This is a genomic window from Helicobacter pylori (assembly GCF_014496485.1).
Taxonomy (GTDB): Bacteria; Campylobacterota; Campylobacteria; order Campylobacterales; family Helicobacteraceae; genus Helicobacter; species Helicobacter pylori_DD.
Window position 1 is genome coordinate 61424 of sequence record NZ_JACTAX010000007.1, and the last position, 19725, is coordinate 81148.

The following is a 19725-nucleotide window of genomic DNA, read 5'->3' on the forward strand; positions in this document are numbered from 1 at the left end:
TTATGTATTTATGTATTTATGTATTTATGTATTTATGTATTTATGTATTTATGTATTTATGTATTTATGTATTTATGTATTTATGTATTTATGTATTTATGTATTTATGTATTTATGTATTTATGTATTTATGTATTTATGTATTTATGTATTTATGTATTTAATATTATTACTAAAATTTTTAATTGATTATTTAATATTTTTTATTTTTTCTTAAGCTAACTCGCTATAAGCTATCCCAGTATTTCGTCTTTTTGAGAAATACCGCCTACCCTAAAAGCGTAGGATATTTTTTTTATAGAAAGGAAGCTATAATGAACGCATTGAAAAAATTAAGTTTCTGCGCCTTGTTATCCCTAGGCCTCTTCGCTCAAACAACGCATGCTCATAGTTTAAAAGACACGATCAACTATCCTGATTGGCTTAAAATCAATCTTTTTGACAAAAAGAACCCGCCCAATCAATATGTCGGATCGGCTTTTATTTCTGGTAAAAGGAACGATTTTTACGCCAATTACATCCCCTATGATGACAAATTGCCCCCTGAAAAAAACGCTGAAGAAATCGCTTTTTTAAGGGCCAGAATGAACGCTTACAGCACTTTAGAAAGCGTTTTAATCACTAAAATGCACAATCGCATTGTTAAAGCGCTTCAAGTTAAAAATAACGCTATCAACCATTTATTCGGGCTTGTTGATTTTTTAACGTCTAAATCCATTTTGGCTAAAAGGTTCGTGGATACCACCAACCATCGTGTGTATGTCATGGTGCAATTCCCTTTCATTCAGCCTGAAGACTTAATCGCTTACTTTAAAGCCAAACGCATCGACCTTTCTTCAACGAGCGCTACCCATCTCAGCGCCATTTTAAATAAGGCGTTGTTCCACCTCTAGGGGTTTGGTTTGAAATAATGAGCGGTTTTTAAGCATGAAGCTACGCCGATGAAAAGGCGTAGCCCCTAGCTTAATGATCGCTTCTATATGCTGTTTAGTCCCATTACCCGCAATTCTTATCCCAGCCGTATTCCTTAAACAAAGCGTGCAATTGTCGCATTTCTCTGTCCTTAGAAGCTTTCGCTAAAACAGACGCCATAGCGATTTGAGCAATCTTTTCATCGCCCTTGATGATGGTTTGTATATTGGGGTAGCGTTTGTTCAAGCCAAACGCCGTGTTGCCGTCTATTTTTATTTCATTGGCTAAAGAGCAACTATTTTCTAAAATTTCTTGAATAGCGAGTTTCAAACACGCCCCTAAGCCCAAGCTATCAATTTCATTCGCGCTTTTTTTAACCACGAAAAACCCCACCTCACCATGCGTTTTGATTTTATCTTCTAAGAAAAAGCGCTTTTTTTGGCTGAGCTTTTTGCTATCCTTAAGACCCATTTTTAGAAATTCTAAGGCTGTTTTTTCGCTGCACACCACCCCAGCCACAAAAAGCGAACCGGCCAAACACCCCCTCCCCGCTTCATCAATGCCTAAAACCATTGATACGCAACCAAACCGGTATCAAAATCCCTACTCACACTCTCCATGCACTATCCTGTTTTCTCTTAATTTCTTAATAAACTCTGTCAATTCTTTTTCAAAGTTTTTCACGCTTTTTCTGTCGCTTGGCGATGAGAGGATAGTCAAATGATTCGCCCCACTAGTTAGCTTGGCATGCTTGCTTCCAGATTCCAAATAAAGATTCAAATCTTTATTGTCATGCAACGCTTCTTTTAAGATCTTACGAATCTCTTTGCTATGAGTGGCTTTTTCAGGATTCATCTCGCACGCCCGCCCAAGGTTTTCAAGCCTTAGGCCCGATCATCTTTTCAGGCACCACGAATTGGTCAAAATCTTCAGCGCTCAAGAGTTTCAATTCCACCGCGCTTTCTTTTAAAGAAATGCCTTTTTTGTGGGCGTTTTTAGCGATTTTAGCGGCGTTTTCATAGCCTACATGCGGGTTAAGGGCGGTTACTAGCATTAAAGAATGGTGCAAGTAATAATCAATCTTTTCTTTGTTAGGCTCAATACCGCTCGCGCAATGGATATTAAAACTTTCCATGCTATCGCTTAGTAGCCTCAAACTCTGCAAGAAATTATAAATGATCACCGGCTTGAACACGTTCAATTCAAAATTACCCTGACTGGCCGCAATGCCAATAGCGGTATCATTCCCCATCACTTGCACGGCCACCATGGTCATCGCTTCGCATTGCGTGGGGTTCACTTTACCGGGCATAATAGAACTGCCCGGCTCGTTTTCAGGGATATTAAGCTCGCCCAGACCACAGCGCGGCCCGCTCGCAAGCCATCTAATATCGTTAGCGATTTTCATTAAATTCGCCGCTAAAGCCTTAAAAGCCCCATGCGCATAAGCGATAGCGTCATGGCTAGTGAGCGCGTGGAATTTATTGGGCGCAGAGACGAATTTCACGCCGCTAAACTGGCTCAATTCTTCAGCCACTTTTTGGCTCAATTCTTTATGAGCGTTTAGACCTGTGCCTACGGCCGTCCCGCCTATGGCTAATTCCCTTAAATGCTCCAAACTCTCTAAAATTTGTTGTTTAGAATGCTCTAGCATGCTCGCATACCCGCTAAATTCTTGCCCCAAAGTTAAAGGCGTGGCGTCTTGTAAATGCGTGCGCCCAATTTTGACAATCTCTTTAAATTGCTGGCTTTTGTCTTTAAAGGTCTTTAACAAATTCTCTAAACTGGGCAGTAACTTGTGCGTGATTTCTAGCACGCTCACAATGTGCATTGCGGTAGGGAAAGTGTCGTTGGAGCTTTGAGACATGTTCACATCATCGTTAGGGTGGATGAGTTTTTTCTCTCTGAAATTACCCCCTAAAATTTCGGTAGCCTTATTGGCAATGACTTCATTGAGATTCATGTTCGTTTGAGTCCCGCTCCCTGTTTGCCATATCGCCAACGGGAATTCGCCGCACAGCTCGCCTTTTAAAATGCAATCGCACGCCTTGATAATGGCTTGTGATTTTTCTAGGCTTAATTTCCCTAACTTGTGGTTAACTACCGCCAGACTCCTTTTGAGTTTGGCAAACGCACCAATGAGTTCTTTAGGCATTTTCTCAGTGCCGATCTTAAAGTTTTCAAGACTGCGTTGCGTTTGAGCCCCCCAGTATTGGCTATCATCTACTTTGATTTCGCCCATCGTGTCATGTTCAATCCTAAATTGCATACTAATCCTTTGAAATTTGATTTTAAAACCTTAAAAAAATAGCATAAACTCTTATACCTTCTACTTAAAACCTTAATTTTTTAAACACCATTTCCACAATTTTTACACAAAAGAGGGTTATCATTCGTCCGCAACAAGGATTTCCTTGTTATCTTATTGTAAAGGTCAAAACGATGAAAAAGCTAGCCGCTTTATTTTTAATAAGCGTGTTGGGGGTTATGAGTTTAAACGCATGGGAGCAAACCCTAAAAGCTAATGATTTGGAAGTGAAAATCAAATCCGTGGGTAACCCTATTAAAGGCGATAACACTTTCATTCTCAGCCCCACTTTAAAAGGTAAGGCTTTAGAAAAAGCTATCGTTAGGGTGCAGTTTATGATGCCTGAAATGCCCGGCATGCCAGCGATGAAAGAAATGGCGCAAGTGAGTGAAAAAAACGGCCTTTATGAAGCTAAAACCAATCTTTCTATGAACGGGACATGGCAAGTTAGGGTGGATATTAAATCCAAAGAAGGCCAAGTTTATCGCGCTAAAACAAGCCTGGATTTATGAGCGCATGCTGTCTTTTATAAGCGCGTTCTATAAGGGGGGCGTGTCAATACGCCTTCTAACAGCTTTTTTACTGCTCTTTAGTTTGGGTTTGGCTAAAGATTTAGAAATCCGAACTTTTGTGGCTAAATACCTTTCTAAAAATCAAAAAATACAAGCCCTACAAGAGCAAATTGACGCCTTAAGTTCTCAAGAAAAAGTCGTTAGCAAATGGGATAACCCCATTTTGTATTTAGGCTATAACAACGCTAATGTGAGCGATTTTTTCAGGCTGGATAGCACTTTAATGCAAAACATGAGCTTGGGTTTGTCTCAAAAAGTGGATTTAAATGGTAAAAAACTCACGCAATCTAAAATGATCAATTTAGAAAAACAAAAAAAGATATTAGAGCTTAAAAAAACCAAGCAGCAATTGGTGATTAATTTAATGATAAACGGCATTGAAAATTATAAAAACCAACAAGAAATAGAGCTTTTAAACACAGCGATTAAAAATTTAGAAAACACCCTCTATCAAGCCAACCATTCCAGTTCGCCCGATTTAATAGCGATCGCCAAGTTAGAAATTTTAAAATCGCAATTAGAAATCAAAAAAAACAATTTAGAAGAAGCCTTGTCTAGCAGCCATTATTCCATGGGCGAATTGACTTTTAAGGAAAACGAGCTTTTAAGCATTGCCCCTAAAAATTTTGAATTTAATAAGGAGCAAGAGCTGTATAACATTAGCGCCACTAATTACGATATTGCGATCGCCAGGCTTGATGAAGAAAAAGCGCAAAAAGACATCACTTTGGCTAAAAAAAGCTTTTTAGAAGACGTAAACGTTACTGGGGTGTATTATTTCCGCTCCAAACAATACTATAACTACGACATGTTTAGCGTCGCTTTGTCTATCCCCTTGCCTCTTTATGGCAAGCAGGCTAAATTAGTGGAGCAAAAGAAAAAAGAAAGCTTAGTGTTTAAAAGCGAAGTGGAAAACACCAAAAACAAAACCCACCACCTGGCCCTAAAACTCCTTAAAAAATTAGAAACCTTGCAAAAAAACCTGGAATCGATCAATAAAATTGTAAAACAGAATGAAAAAATCGCACAAATTTATGCGCTTGATTTGAAATCTAATGGCGATTACAACGCTTATTACAACGCCTTGAATGACAAAATCACCATGCAAATCACCCAGCTTGAAACCTTGAGCGCTCTAAATAGCGCTTATTTGTCCTTACAAAACCTCAAAGGATTAGAATGAAACGGCTTTTATTGTTAGCCTTGGCCCTCTTTTTTAGCCTCTTATTCGCTAACGCTCAAGAAATTAAAGAGACTCAAGAGACTAAAAAAACTAAAGAAACTAAAAGCCAAACCCGTTTTAACATTTCCACCACTAAGGTCATAGAAAAAGAATTCGCCCAAAGCCGGCGCTATTATGCGATTTTAGAGCCTAATGAAGCGCTGATTTTTTCTCAAACCCTGCGTTTTGATGGCTATGTGGAAAAGCTTTATGCGAATAAAACCTATACCCCCATTAAAAAGGGCGACAGGTTATTGAGCGTGTATTCCCCTGAATTAGCGGGCGTTCAAAGCGAATTGTTATCGTCATTGAAATTCAACCAGCAAGTGGGAGCGATTAAAGAAAAATTAAAACTACTAGGGCTAGAAAACTTTAGCATTGAAAAAATCATTAGCAGCCATAAAGTCCAAAATGCAATGACTATTTACTCTCGTTTCAGTGGCGTTATTTTTAAAAAAAGCCCGGATTTAAATGAAGGGAGTTTCATTAAAAAAGGGCAGGAGCTGTTTCAGATCATAGATTTAAGCCAATTGTGGGCGCTTGTTAAAGTCAATCAAGAGGATTTAGAGTTTTTAAAAAACACGCATCAAGCGATTTTGTTCGTAGAAGGGGTTAAAGGCAAGCAAGAAATCACGCTTGAAAACATCAACCCCATCATAAATGCGCAAGATAAAATGCTAGAAGCGCGCTTCAATGTGCCTAATCTTAAATTGCTTTATTACCCTAACATGTTCGCTCAAGTAGAAATCTTTCACAAACCACAAAAAATGAAGATTTTGCCTAAAGAAGCGGTTTTGATTAAGGGGGGGAAAGCTATCGTGTTTAAAAAAGACGATTTTGGCTTAAGCCCGTTAGAAATTAAAGCCGTCCGCTTGAGCGATGGGAGTTATGAAATTTTAGAGGGTTTAGAAGCGGGTGAAGAAGTCGCTAATAACGCTTTATTCGTGCTAGACGCTGACGCTCAAAACAATGGGGATTATTAAAAATGATAGAAAAAATCATTGATTTAAGCGTTAAAAACAAACTCCTTACCACTTTAGTCACTCTACTCATTTTTTTAGCCTCTTTGTGGGCGGTAAAAAGCGTTCGTTTAGACGCTTTGCCGGATTTAAGCCCCGCTCAAGTGGTCGTGCAAATCACTTACCCCAATCAAAGCCCTAAAATCGTGCAAGAGCAGGTTACTTACCCGTTGGTTTCTACTTTCATGAGTATCGCTAACATTGACACGGTTAGGGGGATTTCTAGCTATGAAAGCGGCTTGATTTACATCATTTTTAAAGACGGCGTCAATCTGTATTGGGCTAGGGATAGGGTTTTAGAGCAATTAAACCGAGTGAGCAATCTACCCAAAGATGCTAAAGTGGAAATAGGGAGCGATTCCACTTCTATTGGTTGGGCGTATCAATACGCCTTATCTAGCGATAGCAAGAATTTAAGCGATTTGAAAGTCTTGCAAGATTTTTATTACCGCTATGCGCTTTTAGGGGTTGATGGGGTGAGTGAGGTTGCGAGTGTGGGGGGCTTTGTGAAGGATTATGAAGTAACGCTTCAAAACGATTCTCTGATCCGCTATAACTTGAGTTTGGAACAAGTCGCTAACGCGATTAAAAATTCCAATAACGATACCGGTGGGGGGGTTATTTTAGAAAACGGGTTTGAAAAAATTATAAGATCGCATGGCTATATCCAATCTTTGAAGGATTTAGAAGAAATTGTGGTTAAAAAAGAAGGGGCTATCCCTTTAAAAATCAAAGATATAGCCAGCGTTAGGCTAGCGCCAAAACCACGCAGAGGGGCAGCTAATCTCAATGGCGATAAGGAAGTGGTGGGCGGGATTGTGATGGTGCGCTATCACGCTGACACTTATAAGGTGCTTAAAGCCATTAAAGAAAAAATCGCTACCCTACAAGCGAGCAACCCTGATGTGAAAATCACCAGCGTGTATGACAGGAGCGAATTGATTGAAAAAGGCATTGACAATTTGATCCACACGCTCATAGAAGAAAGCGTCATTGTGTTAATCATTATTGCAATTTTCTTACTGCATTTCAGGAGCGCTTTAGTGGTGATTATCACTCTGCCTTTAAGCGTGTGCATCAGTTTTTTGCTCATGCGTTATTTCAATATTGAAGCGAGTATCATGAGTTTAGGGGGCATTGCGATCGCTATAGGGGCGATGGTGGATGCGGCTATTGTGATGGTGGAGAACGCTCACAAGCACTTGCAACACATTGATACGAAAGACAATATTCAAAGGGTTAATGGCATTATAGAAGGGGTTAAGCATGTGGGGGGCGCGATATTTTTTGCTTTAATGATCATTGTGGTTTCTTTCTTGCCAATTTTTGCGCTCACCGGTCAAGAAGAAAAGCTTTTTGCCCCTTTAGCTTACACCAAAACCTTTGCCATGTTAGTAGGAGCGCTGCTTTCTATTACGATAGTCCCTGTTTTAATGGTATGGCTCATTAAAGGGCGGATTTTAGAAGAGTCTAAAAACCCCATTAACGCTTTTTTCATGAAAATTTATGGTGCGAGTTTGGATTTTGTGCTTAAGTTCAGATACGCTTTTTTAATAGCGAGCGTCTTAGGTTTAGGGGGCTTGTATGTAGCGTATAAAAAACTCAACTGGGAATTTATCCCTCAAATCAATGAAGGGGTAATCATGTATATGCCTGTAACGCTTAATGGCGTGGGCATTGACACCGCTTTAGAATATTTGAAAAAAAGTAATGCCGCTATCAAGCGATTGGATTTTGTCAAACAGGTTTTTGGTAAAGTGGGGCGCGCTAACACCAGCACCGATGCCGCCGGTTTAGGAATGATAGAAACCTACATTGAATTAAAGCCAAAAAACGAATGGAAAGAAAAGCTCAGTTATAAGGAAGTTAGGGATAAATTAGAAAAAACCCTGCAATTAAAAGGCTTGACTAATTCATGGACTTACCCCATTCGTGGGAGGACGGACATGCTCTTAACCGGCATTAGAACGCCCCTAGGCATCAAGCTCTATGGTAACGACACGGATAAATTGCAAGAATTAGCGATCCTTATGGAACAACAGCTCAAAACCCTAAAAGAGAGTTTATCCGTCTTTGCCGAGCGATCTAATAATGGTTACTACATCACGCTGGATTTGAACGATGAAAATCTGGCTCGTTATGGCATCAATAAAAGCGCCGTGTTAGATGCGATTAAATTCGCTTTGGGAGGAGCCACGCTCACGACCATGATTAAAGGCGTAGAAAGTTACCCTATTTCTTTACGCTTAGAAGACACCGAAAGAAACACCATTGAAAAATTAAAAAACCTCTACATCAAAACCGCTTACAATTACATGCCCTTAAGGGAATTAGCCCATGTGTATTACGACAACTCGCCGGCGGTGTTAAAGAGCGAAAAGGGCTTGAACGTGAATTTTATTTATATTGTGCCGCAAAATGGTATCAGCTCTGATACTTACAGGCAACTGGCTCAAAAAACGCTAGAAAAAATCCAATTGCCTAACGGGTATTATTATGAATTTAGCGGCGAAAGCCAGTATTTAGAAGAAGCGTTTAAAACCTTACAATACATCGTGCCGGTGAGCGTGTTTATCATTTTTATTTTAATTGTCTTTGCTTTAAAGAATCTCACTAATTCCTTATTATGCTTTTTCACTCTGCCTTTTGCGTTTTTGGGGGGGTTAATTTTTATGAATCTCATGGGCTTTAACATGAGCGTGGCGGCGTTAGTGGGCTTTTTAGCCCTTTTGGGGGTAGCGAGCGAAACGGCTATTGTGATGATCATTTATTTAGAGGATGCGTTTCAAAAATTCATCAAAACCCCCTTAAAAGAGCGAACGACTGCCGCCTTAAAAGAAGCCATCATGCATGGGGCGGTGCTTAGGGTAAGGCCCAAGCTGATGACCTTTTTTAGCATTTTAGCTTCACTCATTCCTATCATGTATAGCCATGGCACAGGAAGTGAAATCATGAAATCCATCGCCGCGCCCATGCTAGGGGGCATGATAAGTAGCGTTGTTTTAACGCTTTTTATTATCCCTACGGCGTATTTTGTGATCAAAAACGCTAGGGTTAGGAAACATGAATATTAAAAAAAAGCCTTTTCTAACGCATGGCTTTGGACTAAAACCATATAAAGAATGGTAGGGAGCGTGATGCTTAAAACAAACACTTTAAAAATGCGGTGCAAAAGGATAACGGATAAAAAAGCGGTGATTTCATTGATCCCATAAGGGGGTTTTAAAATGTGAATGTCTTTTAAACAATAGATCACGAGCATGCCTATCACTGAGCATGATAAAGCCCTACCCAAATAACGCACAAAGTCGTTAGGCGGGTTTTTAGCGTTAAACACCATAAAAGGCCAAATGCGCGTGAAATAAGTCGTTATTATGATGACTAAAAGAATGAGTATAGAATGCGTTAACATTCTAACTGCTTTCTAAAAACAATGAGGGCAAGCACCATTAAAACCAAAGCGATGAGCAAAAAGTATTCAGTCCCAAAGAGTGCCAAACAAACGACCGCAATAACGATCCCAAGCCATGCGTTTTTATGATTCGTGTCTCGTTTGTATTGCTCCATAAACAGCACGATAAAAATCGCTGTCATCACAAATTCCATGCCTTGAGTGTCAAAAGAAAAATGTGAACCCACCAACGAACCCACTAACGAGCCAAAAATCCAATAAGAATGGTTGAGTAAGGAAATACTAAAAATGAAGTCTTTTTCACTCACCCCCTCTTTAGGAGCGTATAAATTCAATAGTGCAAAGGTTTCATCCGTGAGCGCATGCGCTAAATAGGGCAAACGCCATTGGGTGTTTTTAAATCGATCTAGCATAGAAAGTGCATAACAAGTCTGTCTCGCATTCACTAACAAGCTCACAATAACGACATTTATCAAGCTCGCTTGCGCGCTTAAAAGCGTGATCGCTACAAACTGCACCGCCCCAGCATAGATGAATAACGACATGAACAAGGCGACTTTATAATCATAGCCATGCTGGACTAAAAGCATTCCAAAAGTCATTCCCATAAGCAAATACCCTAAAAAGATAGAAATGGTATGAGGGAAAGCGTCTTTAAAGGCTTTTAGAAAATCATGCATCAACAACCTTTTATTTAAACCAGTCTTTAATTTTAGAAATACAGGTTTCTAAAACGCTTTTATGCGGTTCGCTCTCATAGCCAAAACTCGCATGCAATTTTTCCAATAACCCTTGCTGCTCTTTATTCAAGCTTTTAGGATAAATCACTTGCAACACCACGATCAAACTCCCCCTATAAGAGCTTTCGGGGTGCTTCACGCCCTCGTTTCTAAACGCAAAAGTTTGCCTATCTTTGGCGTTTCTAGGGATTTTTAATTCCAATTCGCCTCCTCTTAAAGACGGCACTTTAATCGTATGCCCTAAAGCGATAGTGGTGAAAAACACCGGCGCTTCAATGAACAAATCACAGCCTTCGCGCTTGAAATGCTCATCTTCTTTGACTCGCGCTTCCAAATACAAATCCCCTCTTTTCCCCTTCTCGTATTCATTGCCTTTATTTTTAAGCACCATGCGGTTTTGATCATCAATGCCCTCAGGGATTATCGCATCAATTTCTTCATCTTTAAGAATGTAGGTTTTACCCTTACACGCTTGACATGGGGTTTTAATGATTTTGCCCTTGCCTTGACACGCCCCACAAGTTTGCGCGAAACTCATAAAACCTTGACGCATGAACACCTGCCCCTGCCCATTACACTGCTTGCAAGTCTCTAGGGCTTTATCTTTGGCGCCCGTGCCATCGCAACTTTCACAGACGCTCTGGTATTGGACTTTAATGGTTTTTTTACAGCCAAAAACCGCTTCTTTAAAACTCAATTCAATGGTTTGCAAATAATCCGGTGCGATAGAGCTTTTTTGCCTTTTACTCCCCCTAGTGCCAAACCCAAAAGCGTCTTCAAAAAACGAGCCTAAATCTTCAAAAAAATCAGAAAAATCGCTCTGGCTCGCGCCGGCTTGGTTTAAGCCTTTTTTACCATACCTGTCGTATAAGGCCCGCTTCTTTTCATCGCTTAACACCCCATAAGCTTCATTGATGAGCTTGAATTTTTCTTCGGCTTCTTTATCGCCGGCGTTTCTGTCTGGGTGGTATTTTAAAGCCAGCTTTCTGTAAGACTTTTTAATGGTCTCTTGGTTGCTGTGTTTTTCCACTTCTAAAATTTCATAATAACTCAATTCCACGATCGCTCCAAAAATGGCATCAAAACGCTTATTTTATCTTAAAAGCGATAATTTTGCGTGTTTTAGTGCATGCCAAAACTTAGATAAAATAACACGATGAAACTATAGTAATAAAGATAACCCCATGAGATTTTTTTGCTTTTTCTTATTTTTTCTAACTTTTTCAAACGCGCAGATAATGATGACTTTTGATTCTCAAACTAACGCCAAACTCTCACGCTCTAACGAACAGCTTTCTGACATGCTTTACAAACTCAATGAAAGTTTAAGAATCTATCAAAGCGTGCTTTCCAACAACCAGGATCAACTCAAAGAAATCAAAAAAGCTAACAGCACCCTAAATAGCCAGAGGCGTTTTTTTAACGCCAGCCAGATCCGCCTTATGGACACTGATGCGTTATTGAAACAAAGCGCTTTGGAATTAGAAAAATTACAAGCTTTAGAAAAACGCTTAAAAGAGAGCATGGAGCATGAACGCTTAATCAAAGAATCTCAAACGCTTTTCTTGCAAGAACATTGCCCTTATTTGAGCGGTGTTAAGAATTTAGAAGAGGCTTCAAACGCTTTAGAAGTTCAAGAGCAAAACAACGCCCTTTTCTTGCTCAAAGAGCCTAAACTCGCCCATTTGCTCTCACAATTGGATCTGATGAGCGCTTTAAACGCCTTGTGCGATCAGGTTTTAGAAAATGAAATACAGGATCAACAATCCCATAACAAAACCCTAGAATACAACGCTCTTAAAAACCATGATTTTCAAGCCTATAAAGCCATGCGTTTGAAAAAATTTAAAAACAAGATTCAAAGCCAAATCCAAGCCAAAGAAGACGCCCTAAAAACCTTTTTGCCTCTAGAAAAACGCCTAGAAACTTTAAAAACGCATTTTTTATGCGATAAAGAAAATCTCAAATCATGCGCTAAAGAATTGCACCAACGCTACCAAAACGCCCTTATAGAGCGAGATAAAGAATTAAAAAACGCTAAAGATAATAAAGAAAAGCATGCTTTAATCTTAGCCAATTACGAACACACTTTAAAAACCTTGAATATAGAATTTTTAAGCGAATTAAATAAGCAAATGGCGTTTTTGAATGAAACCATGGCGTTAAACGCCCGAGTTTTAGCCCTTTTAGCCCAACAACAGACTAAAAAGCCCTTCAATGTGAGCGGTGGTTTAAGCGGTGATTTGAGCGGTGGAAAAGCTCTTATTAAAAATATCCGCTTAGATCCGCATGGATTCCCTAGCTTTAAAAATTTTAAGCGAGAATGAGTGTTTAAAAAAGCGATCAATCAGGCTATAAGCGCAAAAGCCCTAAACAATCACGCCCCCGCCAAGCAAAATATCATCTTTATAAACGACTAAGGCTTGCCCTTTAGCCACGCCGTAAAAAGGCTCTTTAAATTCCACTTCAATCATCTCGTCTCTCAAGCTCACATGTGCTTTAACAGGTACGCTCCTGTAACGAGCCTTGATAGAATATTCGCCGCTTTTAAAATCTTTCATTAAAGATTTGTTTTTAGCCTTAAGCGAATGCGTGGCGAGATCTTCTTTTTTGCCCACAATCAACTCGTTCTTTTTAGCGTCAATCCCCACCACAAAATGCGGCTCTAACGCGCCTTTAACACTAAAGCCTTTGCGTTTGCCAATCGTGTATTGCATATAACCTTTATGCGTGCCAATGACTTCGCCTTGTAGGTTTTTCACCACGCCCTCTTTTTCCACTTCAACATGCTTTTTTAAAGTGTCAATGTAGCTTTTTTCCACAAAGCAAATTTCTTGAGATTCCTTATAAGTCTCTAAAGTGCCTAAAAAAGGCATCGCATTCAAGGCTAAAGGCTTAATGTCTTTTTTTAACAAATCCCCTAAAGGGAACACCAATTTAGCGATCACTTCATGCTCTAAAGCGTATAAAAAATAGCTCTGATCTTTAGTTTTATCCACAGCCTCTTGAATATAACTTACCTTGTCAATTTCTTTGACCCTCGCATAATGCCCGGTAGCGATCTTTTCACACCCTAATTGTAAAGCGTGATCTAAAGCTAGCCCAAATTTCATTAAAGGGTTGCACAACGCGCATGGGTTAGGGGTTTGTCCCTCTTCATACGCGCTGATAAATTCATCATAAACCGCGCTTTTAAAATCCTTTTGAAAATCCAACACTTCTAAAGGAATGCCTAAAAACTCGCATGCTTTTTGAGCGTTTTTGATGTATAAATCATGCTTTTTTTCACTCGCATGGAGTTTTAAATAAATCCCCACCAATTCATGCCCTTGCTCTTTTAAGCTATAAGCGCTATAAGAGCTATCCACCCCCCCACTGAGTAATACCGCTATTTTCATTTTTAGTCTTTCATTATGAGTTATGGCTCGTAGTCTAGCGCAAAAACCATTCATAACCACCTTTTTTTAACCATTGGCATGCTAAAATACCTAAAGATTTTTTAAAATCGCATCAAAACGCATGGAGAAATAAGGGTAATGGCCAAAATTGAATTGTTAGCCAAATTCACGCAAATCGCGCTCCCTAACAGCCACCCTTTGTTGAAAAAAGTTTTACACTACGCCAAAAAGCATTTCAGCCAGTGCCACATGCTCTCTTCATCGTTACTCATTTTAAACGACACGGAATGTTTTAAAAAAAACTACTTGCTCAATTGGGTTTATCATGCCCTTGAATGCGCGCATGAAAAAGATATTAGCGTGCATTCTTTAGAAGAGGTTTTACAAAAAAGCCACCTGCCCATACGCATCAAAATCATCAATCAAAACACGCTTTTAGAAAAAATAGAAGTGAAAGTTTTAACCTTTGGGGCAGAATACGCGCTTTTTATCACCAAGCACCCTATCGCTAAGCGGTTTTTACGCCAAAAATTCAGCGGCTATGTGTTTTTAGAAACCCAAGATGAATTGCATATAAGAGGCGACTCAGAGCGTTTTTGGGAACTCATTGTAACGCTCAATGAAAATAGAATCGTCCATAACGCATGCTTAGATTTCATCTACCCTAATGGCTTTGGCAAGGACAGCTACACCACTATGGCTGAACGCAAATTAAAAGAATGCTATAAAACGCTAGGGTTTATCAAACATGAAAATTTTAGCGAAGTGAAAAAGCGCTATTTGGAGTTGGCTAAAACCTACCACCCTGATTTGTGCGATCTGAAAGAAAAAAAGGCTCTTTATGCCAAACGCTTCGCTATCATTCAAGAAGCCTATAGCCACATTAAAAAACACGCTTAAACCCCCAAACCAGCCCTAATCGCGCTAGAAGAAATCGGCGCGTCAATGCCCTTTAAAGGGTGGTAGTGTCCCTTAAACTGGATCTCTTCATAGCCAATCCTTTCAAAAACCACTAATTCCACCCTTTTTAAAAGCTCTGTAGCATTAGTCCAAGAAGAAAGATGCCTCAAGCAATCCGCTCCTATGACTAAATAAAGCGTTTTAGGGCGGTAGAGTTTTTGAAAATGAAGAACGCTTTCTATCGTAGGCACAGCCCTTTCTTGCTTGATTTCAAAATCGCTCAACAGCACCCTAGGCATTCCCTTTAAAGCTCTTTCTAATTCCTTAAAACGGGTTTGTGCGTCCAAAAAACATGGCTTTTTAAAAGGGTTTTGATAAGCGGGCAAGACAATCAGCTGAGCGAAGGGCAGTAATTCTAAAGTTTGCTCAATAATGGCTAAATGAGCCTTGTGCAAGGGATCAAAACTCCCTCCATAGAGCGCTAATTCTTTGTATTTTAAGACATTATTCATTGTATTCAAAGCTAGACGCCTTAGTCAATTTAGCGAATTTAACCCCCCTAAGCCCCCCAATTTCTAGTTGCAAGCGTTGGATTTCAAACGAATTGCCTTGTAAAATGATCGTCTCCAAACAATTATGCTCATCCATATGAATGTGCGTGGTGCATAAAACATGCGTCCCGCTGGCATGCTGGATGTCTATCATGCGCTGGTTCAATTCCCTTTGGTGGTGGTCATAAATCACCACAAGCACGGCGATCTTGCTCTCATCATTAGGGTTATCTTCTGCCCAATTGTCTTCTACTAATTTTTCTCTGATCATGTCGCGCACTAATTCTGAGCGAGAAGAATAGCCGTTTTTAATGATGCGGTTGTCTAATTCGTCTAATAAATTTTGTTGTAAAGAAACCGAAAAGCGGATGATTGAATCGTCTTTATTGGGTGTATCCATTGAGAAAAATCCTTTTTGGCATGAGTTTGTTAAAAGCCGCTCATGCTAGTATGATTGAATTAATTTAAAATAAACAATTATAATACAGATTGGATTTAAATGGTTGGCCATAAGAGCGTTTGAATTTGATTGTAATTATTAGCTTAATCATTATTGACTTGTTATTATTAAAACAATATAATCAACAAACTAACATTCTTTTATCATTTTGGAGCATTTATGCGAACGAATGCTTCTTAAAGGGTGCATGCTCTTTAGAGTATGTCTGTATCGCATGTTGCTTTAATCTTAAGGGAATTGTTTTATCATAGACAAGGAGTTTTTATGGGCGGTTTTTCAGTGGGAATGTTGAAAGATTATGTGGACATATTCGTTTTTGCGGTGCTTGGCGTGGCCAGTTTTTTAGCTTTGTGGTTTGCGATTGAAAGGGTTATTTTTTATTCTAAAGTCGATTTGAAGGCTTATGACGATATAGATGCCCTGAATTTGGATTTAACCAAGAATCTAACCATTCTCTATGTGATTTTTTCTAACGCGCCTTATGTGGGCTTATTAGGGACGGTTTTAGGGATCATGGTGATTTTCTATGACATGGGCGTGAGCGGCGGGATGGACGCTAAAACGATCATGGTAGGTTTGTCTTTGGCTTTAAAAGCGACCGCTCTAGGGCTTGCTGTGGCGATCCCTACTTTGATCGCTTACAATAGCTTGTTGAGAAAATCCGATGTTTTGAGTGAAAAATTCAGGATCATGAAAAAATGAAAAGCATCAGAAGAGGCGATGGGCTGAATGTTGTCCCTTTCATTGATATTATGCTCGTTTTGTTAGCGATTGTGTTAAGCGTTTCTACTTTTATCGCGCAAGGTAAGATTAAAGTCAGTCTCCCTAACGCTAAAAATGCGGAAAAATCCCAGCCAAACGATCAAAAAGTGGTGGTCATCTCCGTAGATGAGCATGACAATATTTTCGTAGATGACAAACCGACGAATTTAGAAGCTTTGAGCGCTGTAGTCAAACAAACAGACCCTAAAACCCTTATAGACTTAAAAAGCGACAAAAGCTCTCGTTTTGAAACTTTTATCAGCATTATGGATATTTTAAAAGAGCATAATCATGAAAATTTCTCCATCTCCACGCAAGCTCAGTAAAGTTTCAACGAGTGTTAGCTTTTTAATCTCTTTTACCCTATACGCCATAGGGTTTGGCTATTTTTTACTGCGCGAAGACGCCCCAGAGCCTTTAGCGCAAGCGGGGACCACTAAGGTTACCATGAGTTTAGCCAGCATTAACACTAATTCCAATACAAAGACCAATGCTGAGTCGGCTAAACCCAAAGAAGAGCCTAAAGAAAAACCCAAGAAAGAAGAACCCAAAAAAGAAGAACCCAAAAAAGAGGTTACAAAGCCTAAGCCTAAACCCAAACCCAAGCCAAAACCAAAACCCAAGCCTGAACCCAAACCCGAGCCCAAGCCAAAACCAGAGCCTAAGCCTGAGCCTAAAGTTGAAGAACCTAAGAAAGAAGAGCCTAAAGAAGAACCCAAAAAAGAAGAAGCTAAAGAGGAGGCTAAAGAAAAAAGCGCTCCTAAACAAGTAACGACTAAAGATATAGTCAAAGAAAAAGACAAGCAAGAAGAGTCTAACAAAACCTCTGAGGGTGCAACTTCTGAAGCTCAAGCGTATAACCCAGGGGTGAGCAACGAATTTTTAATGAAGATCCAAACCGCTATTTCTTCTAAGAACCGCTATCCCAAAATGGCGCAAATTAGGGGCATTGAGGGCGAAGTGTTAGTGAGCTTTACGATCAATGCTGATGGGAGCGTTACAGACATTAAAGTGGTCAAAAGCAACACGACGGATATTTTAAACCATGCGGCTTTAGAAGCCATTAAAAGCGCGACGCATCTATTCCCTAAACCAGAAGAAACCGTGCATCTAAAAATCCCTATCGCTTATAGCTTGAAAGAAGACTAACTAGTCTTTCTTTTAAGGGCGGTTTTTAAGCCTTAAAAGCTGAATCAAACCCCCCATTTTTCGCAATTACAAAAAAAAAAAAAACAAAATCTCTAAAATTTAGAGCTAGAATTAGCCATAAAATTCCATTTATTGCTTATAATATGAAGTTTCTTTGTATCAAAGAAAAATCTAATAAAAGGAGAATACATGAAAATCAAAAAATCCCTCTTGCTCTCTCTTTCTCTCATGCTCTCATTATCAAGGGCTGAAGACGATGGATTTTATACGAGTGTGGGCTATCAAATCGGTGAAGCGGTCCAACAAGTGAAAAACACAGGAGCGTTGCAAAACCTTGCAGACAGATACGATAACTTAAGCAACCTTTTAAACCAATACAACTACCTTAACTCTTTAGTCAATCTAGCCAGCACACCAAGCGCAATCACGGGTGCGATTGACAATCTAAGCTCAAGCGCCATTAACCTCACTAGCGCTACCACCACTTCCCCCGCCTATCAAGCTGTGGCTTTAGCACTCAATGCCGCTGTGGGCATGTGGCAAGTCATAGCCTTTGGCATCAGTTGCGGCCCTGGCCCCAATCTTGGCCCAGAACATTTAGAAAATGGGGGCGTTCGATCGTTTGACAACACGCCAAACTACAGCTACAACACCGGTAGCGGAACGACCACCACCACTTGCAATGGGGCTAGTAATGTAGGGCCCAATGGTATCCTATCTAGCAGCGAATACCAAAAACTCAACCAAGCTTATCAAACTATCCAAACCGCTTTAAACCAAAACCAAGGAGGCGGGATGCCTGCCTTGAATAGCTCTAAAAATATGGTAGTCAATATCAATCAAACTTTCACAAGAAACCCTACAACAGAATACACTTACCCCGATGGGAATGGCAATTATTATTCAGGCGGTTCATCAATCCCAATCCAGCTAAAGATTAGCAGCGTCAATGACGCTGAAAACCTTTTGCAACAAGCCGCTACTATCATCAATGTCCTTACCACTCAAAATCCGCATGTGAATGGTGGCGGTGGGGCATGGGGGTTTAGCGGCAAGACCGGGAATGTGATGGATATTTTTGGCGATAGTTTTAACGCAATTAATGAGATGATTAAAAACGCTCAAACAGCCCTAGCAAAAACCAAACAGCTTAACGCTAACGAAAACACCCAAATCACGCAACCAAACAATTTCAACCCCTACACTTCTGAAGACAAAGGGTTCGCTCAAGAAATGCTCAATAGAGCTAACGCTCAAGCAGAGATTTTAGGTTTAGCTAAGCAAGTAGCGGACAATTTCCACAGCATTCAAGGGCCTATCCAACAAGATCTAGAAGAATGCACCGCAGGATCGGCTGGTGTGATTAACGACAACACTTATGGTTCAGGTTGCGCGTTTGTGAAAGAAACTCTCAATTCCTTAGAGCAACACACCGCTTATTATGGCAATCAGGTCAATCAAGAGAAAGCTTTAGCTCAAACCATTTTGAACTTTAAAGAAGCTCTCAACACTCTAAACAAAGACTCAACAGCGATCAATAATGGTATCTCTCACTTGCCTAACGCCAAGCCTCTTCAAAACATGACGCATTCCACTCAAAACCCTAATTCCCCAGAAGGTTTGCTCACTTATTCTTTGGATACCAACAAATACAACCAGCTCCAAACCACCACGCAAGAACTAGGCAAAAACCCTTTCAGGCGCTTTGGCATGATCAGTTCTCAAACCAATAACGGCGCAATGAACGGCATTGGCGTGCAAGTGGGCTATAAGCAATTCTTTGGTAAAAAAAGGAATTGGGGGTTAAGGTATTATGGTTTCTTTGATTACAACCATGCGTTCATTAAATCCAACTTCTTCAACTCGGCTTCTGATGTGTGGACTTATGGGGTGGGAATGGATGCGCTTTATAACTTCATCAACGATAAAAACACCAACTTCTTAGGCAAGAATAACAAGCTTTCTGTGGGGCTTTTTGGTGGTTTTGCGCTAGCCGGGACTTCGTGGCTTAATTCTGAATTCGTGAATTTGAACATGGTGGGCAATATCTATAGCGCTAAGATGAATGTGGCTAATTTCCAATTTTTATTCAATCTAGGCTTGAGAATGAACCTCGCTAGGCCTAAGAAAAGCGATCATGCCGCTCAGCATGGCATGGAATTGGGCGTGAAAATCCCTACCATTAACACGGATTATTACTCTTTCATGGGGGCTGAACTCAAATACAGAAGGCTCTATAGCGTGTATCTCAATTATGTTTTTGCTTACTAAATGGCACAAATTCTCTTTTTAAGGGGGCTTCATTGCGAAATGCCCCTAT

The 19725-nt window shown here is 40.0% G+C and carries 19 protein-coding genes and 1 pseudogene; 11 read left to right on the forward strand and 9 right to left on the reverse strand.

Translation table 11 applies throughout. The features are described 5' to 3' along the window. The first annotated feature begins 314 nt into the window (after window positions 1-314). Complete coding sequence (locus tag IC572_RS05085) at window positions 315-893, forward strand: hypothetical protein (protein ID WP_187855269.1); 579 nt, start codon at window positions 315-317, stop codon at window positions 891-893. On the opposite strand, the pseudogene IC572_RS05090 reads toward IC572_RS05085, so the two are convergent. The 3 genes and pseudogenes from IC572_RS05090 to fumC form a co-directional block, all read right to left on the reverse strand. After that, window positions 867-1485 (reverse strand): annotated as a pseudogene (locus IC572_RS05090) (ribonuclease HII). The gene IC572_RS05085 and the pseudogene IC572_RS05090 overlap by 27 nt on opposite strands. 30 nt (window positions 1486-1515) lie before the next feature. After that, window positions 1516-1767, reverse strand: coding sequence for a hypothetical protein (locus IC572_RS05095; RefSeq protein ID WP_187855270.1), 252 nt, complete (start codon window positions 1765-1767; stop codon window positions 1516-1518). A gap of 22 nt (window positions 1768-1789) precedes the next feature. Next, a complete protein-coding gene (fumC, locus tag IC572_RS05100) occupies window positions 1790-3181 on the reverse strand; it encodes a class II fumarate hydratase (protein WP_187855271.1) in 1392 nt (463 codons plus the stop codon). Window positions 3182-3354: 173 nt separating this feature from the next. Here fumC and crdA point away from each other — a divergent pair, with 173 nt between their 5' ends. Genes crdA through IC572_RS05120 form a run of 4 tightly spaced genes read left to right on the forward strand, consistent with a single transcriptional unit; the run spans window position 3355 to window position 9107 of the window. Further along, window positions 3355-3732, forward strand: coding sequence for a copper resistance determinant CrdA (gene crdA / locus IC572_RS05105; protein WP_000731590.1), 378 nt, complete (start codon window positions 3355-3357; stop codon window positions 3730-3732). Between the two features lie 4 nt (window positions 3733-3736). Then, window positions 3737-4975: a copper resistance outer membrane protein CrdB gene (crdB, locus tag IC572_RS05110; protein ID WP_187855272.1), complete on the forward strand. Its 1239-nt coding sequence runs from the start codon at window positions 3737-3739 to the stop codon at window positions 4973-4975. After that, on the forward strand, window positions 4972-5997 hold the full coding sequence (locus tag IC572_RS05115; protein WP_187855273.1) for an efflux RND transporter periplasmic adaptor subunit: 1026 nt from the start codon (window positions 4972-4974) through the stop codon (window positions 5995-5997). The genes crdB and IC572_RS05115 overlap by 4 nt, the downstream gene beginning before the upstream one ends. Before the next feature lie 2 nt (window positions 5998-5999). Continuing rightward, a complete protein-coding gene (locus IC572_RS05120; RefSeq protein WP_187855274.1) occupies window positions 6000-9107 on the forward strand; it encodes an efflux RND transporter permease subunit in 3108 nt (1035 codons plus the stop codon). On the opposite strand, the gene IC572_RS05125 is transcribed toward IC572_RS05120, so the two are convergent. The 3 genes from IC572_RS05125 to dnaJ are packed head-to-tail and all read right to left on the reverse strand — an operon-like array spanning window position 9104 to window position 11245. Continuing rightward, window positions 9104-9445: a branched-chain amino acid transporter permease gene (locus IC572_RS05125; RefSeq protein WP_187855275.1), complete on the reverse strand. Its 342-nt coding sequence runs from the start codon at window positions 9443-9445 to the stop codon at window positions 9104-9106. The genes IC572_RS05120 and IC572_RS05125 overlap by 4 nt on opposite strands. Beyond that, a complete protein-coding gene (azlC, locus tag IC572_RS05130; RefSeq protein ID WP_187855276.1) occupies window positions 9439-10125 on the reverse strand; it encodes an azaleucine resistance protein AzlC in 687 nt (228 codons plus the stop codon). The genes IC572_RS05125 and azlC overlap by 7 nt, the downstream gene beginning before the upstream one ends. A gap of 10 nt (window positions 10126-10135) precedes the next feature. After that, window positions 10136-11245: a molecular chaperone DnaJ gene (gene dnaJ, locus IC572_RS05135; protein ID WP_187855277.1), complete on the reverse strand. Its 1110-nt coding sequence runs from the start codon at window positions 11243-11245 to the stop codon at window positions 10136-10138. A gap of 124 nt (window positions 11246-11369) precedes the next feature. Between dnaJ and IC572_RS05140 the strand changes: the two genes are divergently transcribed. Continuing rightward, window positions 11370-12512: a hypothetical protein gene (locus IC572_RS05140; RefSeq protein ID WP_187855278.1), complete on the forward strand. Its 1143-nt coding sequence runs from the start codon at window positions 11370-11372 to the stop codon at window positions 12510-12512. Window positions 12513-12554: 42 nt separating this feature from the next. Here the strand turns inward: IC572_RS05140 and mnmA are convergent, their stop codons facing one another. After that, window positions 12555-13583: a tRNA 2-thiouridine(34) synthase MnmA gene (mnmA, locus tag IC572_RS05145; protein WP_187855279.1), complete on the reverse strand. Its 1029-nt coding sequence runs from the start codon at window positions 13581-13583 to the stop codon at window positions 12555-12557. 138 nt (window positions 13584-13721) lie between these two features. Here mnmA and IC572_RS05150 point away from each other — a divergent pair, with 138 nt between their 5' ends. Further along, window positions 13722-14483: a J domain-containing protein gene (locus IC572_RS05150; protein ID WP_187855280.1), complete on the forward strand. Its 762-nt coding sequence runs from the start codon at window positions 13722-13724 to the stop codon at window positions 14481-14483. On the opposite strand, the gene nadD is transcribed toward IC572_RS05150, so the two are convergent. Then, window positions 14480-14995 (reverse strand): nicotinate (nicotinamide) nucleotide adenylyltransferase, encoded by a 516-nt coding sequence (gene nadD / locus IC572_RS05155; protein ID WP_187855290.1) that lies wholly within the window; start codon window positions 14993-14995, stop codon window positions 14480-14482. The genes IC572_RS05150 and nadD overlap by 4 nt on opposite strands. After that, window positions 14988-15434, reverse strand: a complete 447-nt coding sequence (nikR, locus tag IC572_RS05160) for a nickel-responsive transcriptional regulator NikR (protein WP_000380787.1) — start codon at window positions 15432-15434, stop codon at window positions 14988-14990. The genes nadD and nikR overlap by 8 nt, the downstream gene beginning before the upstream one ends. 324 nt (window positions 15435-15758) lie before the next feature. On the opposite strand from nikR, the gene exbB reads away from it, so the two are divergent. The 4 genes from exbB (at window position 15759) to sabA (ending at window position 19676) form a co-directional block, all read left to right on the forward strand. Continuing rightward, window positions 15759-16196: a TonB-system energizer ExbB gene (exbB, locus tag IC572_RS05165; RefSeq protein WP_001862479.1), complete on the forward strand. Its 438-nt coding sequence runs from the start codon at window positions 15759-15761 to the stop codon at window positions 16194-16196. Then, entirely contained in the window at window positions 16193-16582 is a 390-nt protein-coding gene (gene exbD, locus IC572_RS05170; RefSeq protein ID WP_000836377.1) for a TonB system transport protein ExbD, read from the forward strand. The genes exbB and exbD overlap by 4 nt, the downstream gene beginning before the upstream one ends. Next, complete coding sequence (locus tag IC572_RS05175) at window positions 16548-17405, forward strand: energy transducer TonB family protein (protein ID WP_187855281.1); 858 nt, start codon at window positions 16548-16550, stop codon at window positions 17403-17405. Before exbD ends, IC572_RS05175 begins: the two co-directional genes overlap by 35 nt. 189 nt (window positions 17406-17594) lie before the next feature. Continuing rightward, window positions 17595-19676, forward strand: coding sequence for a Hop family adhesin SabA/HopD (gene sabA, locus IC572_RS05180; RefSeq protein ID WP_232263343.1), 2082 nt, complete (start codon window positions 17595-17597; stop codon window positions 19674-19676). Window positions 19677-19725: the final 49 nt, after the last annotated feature.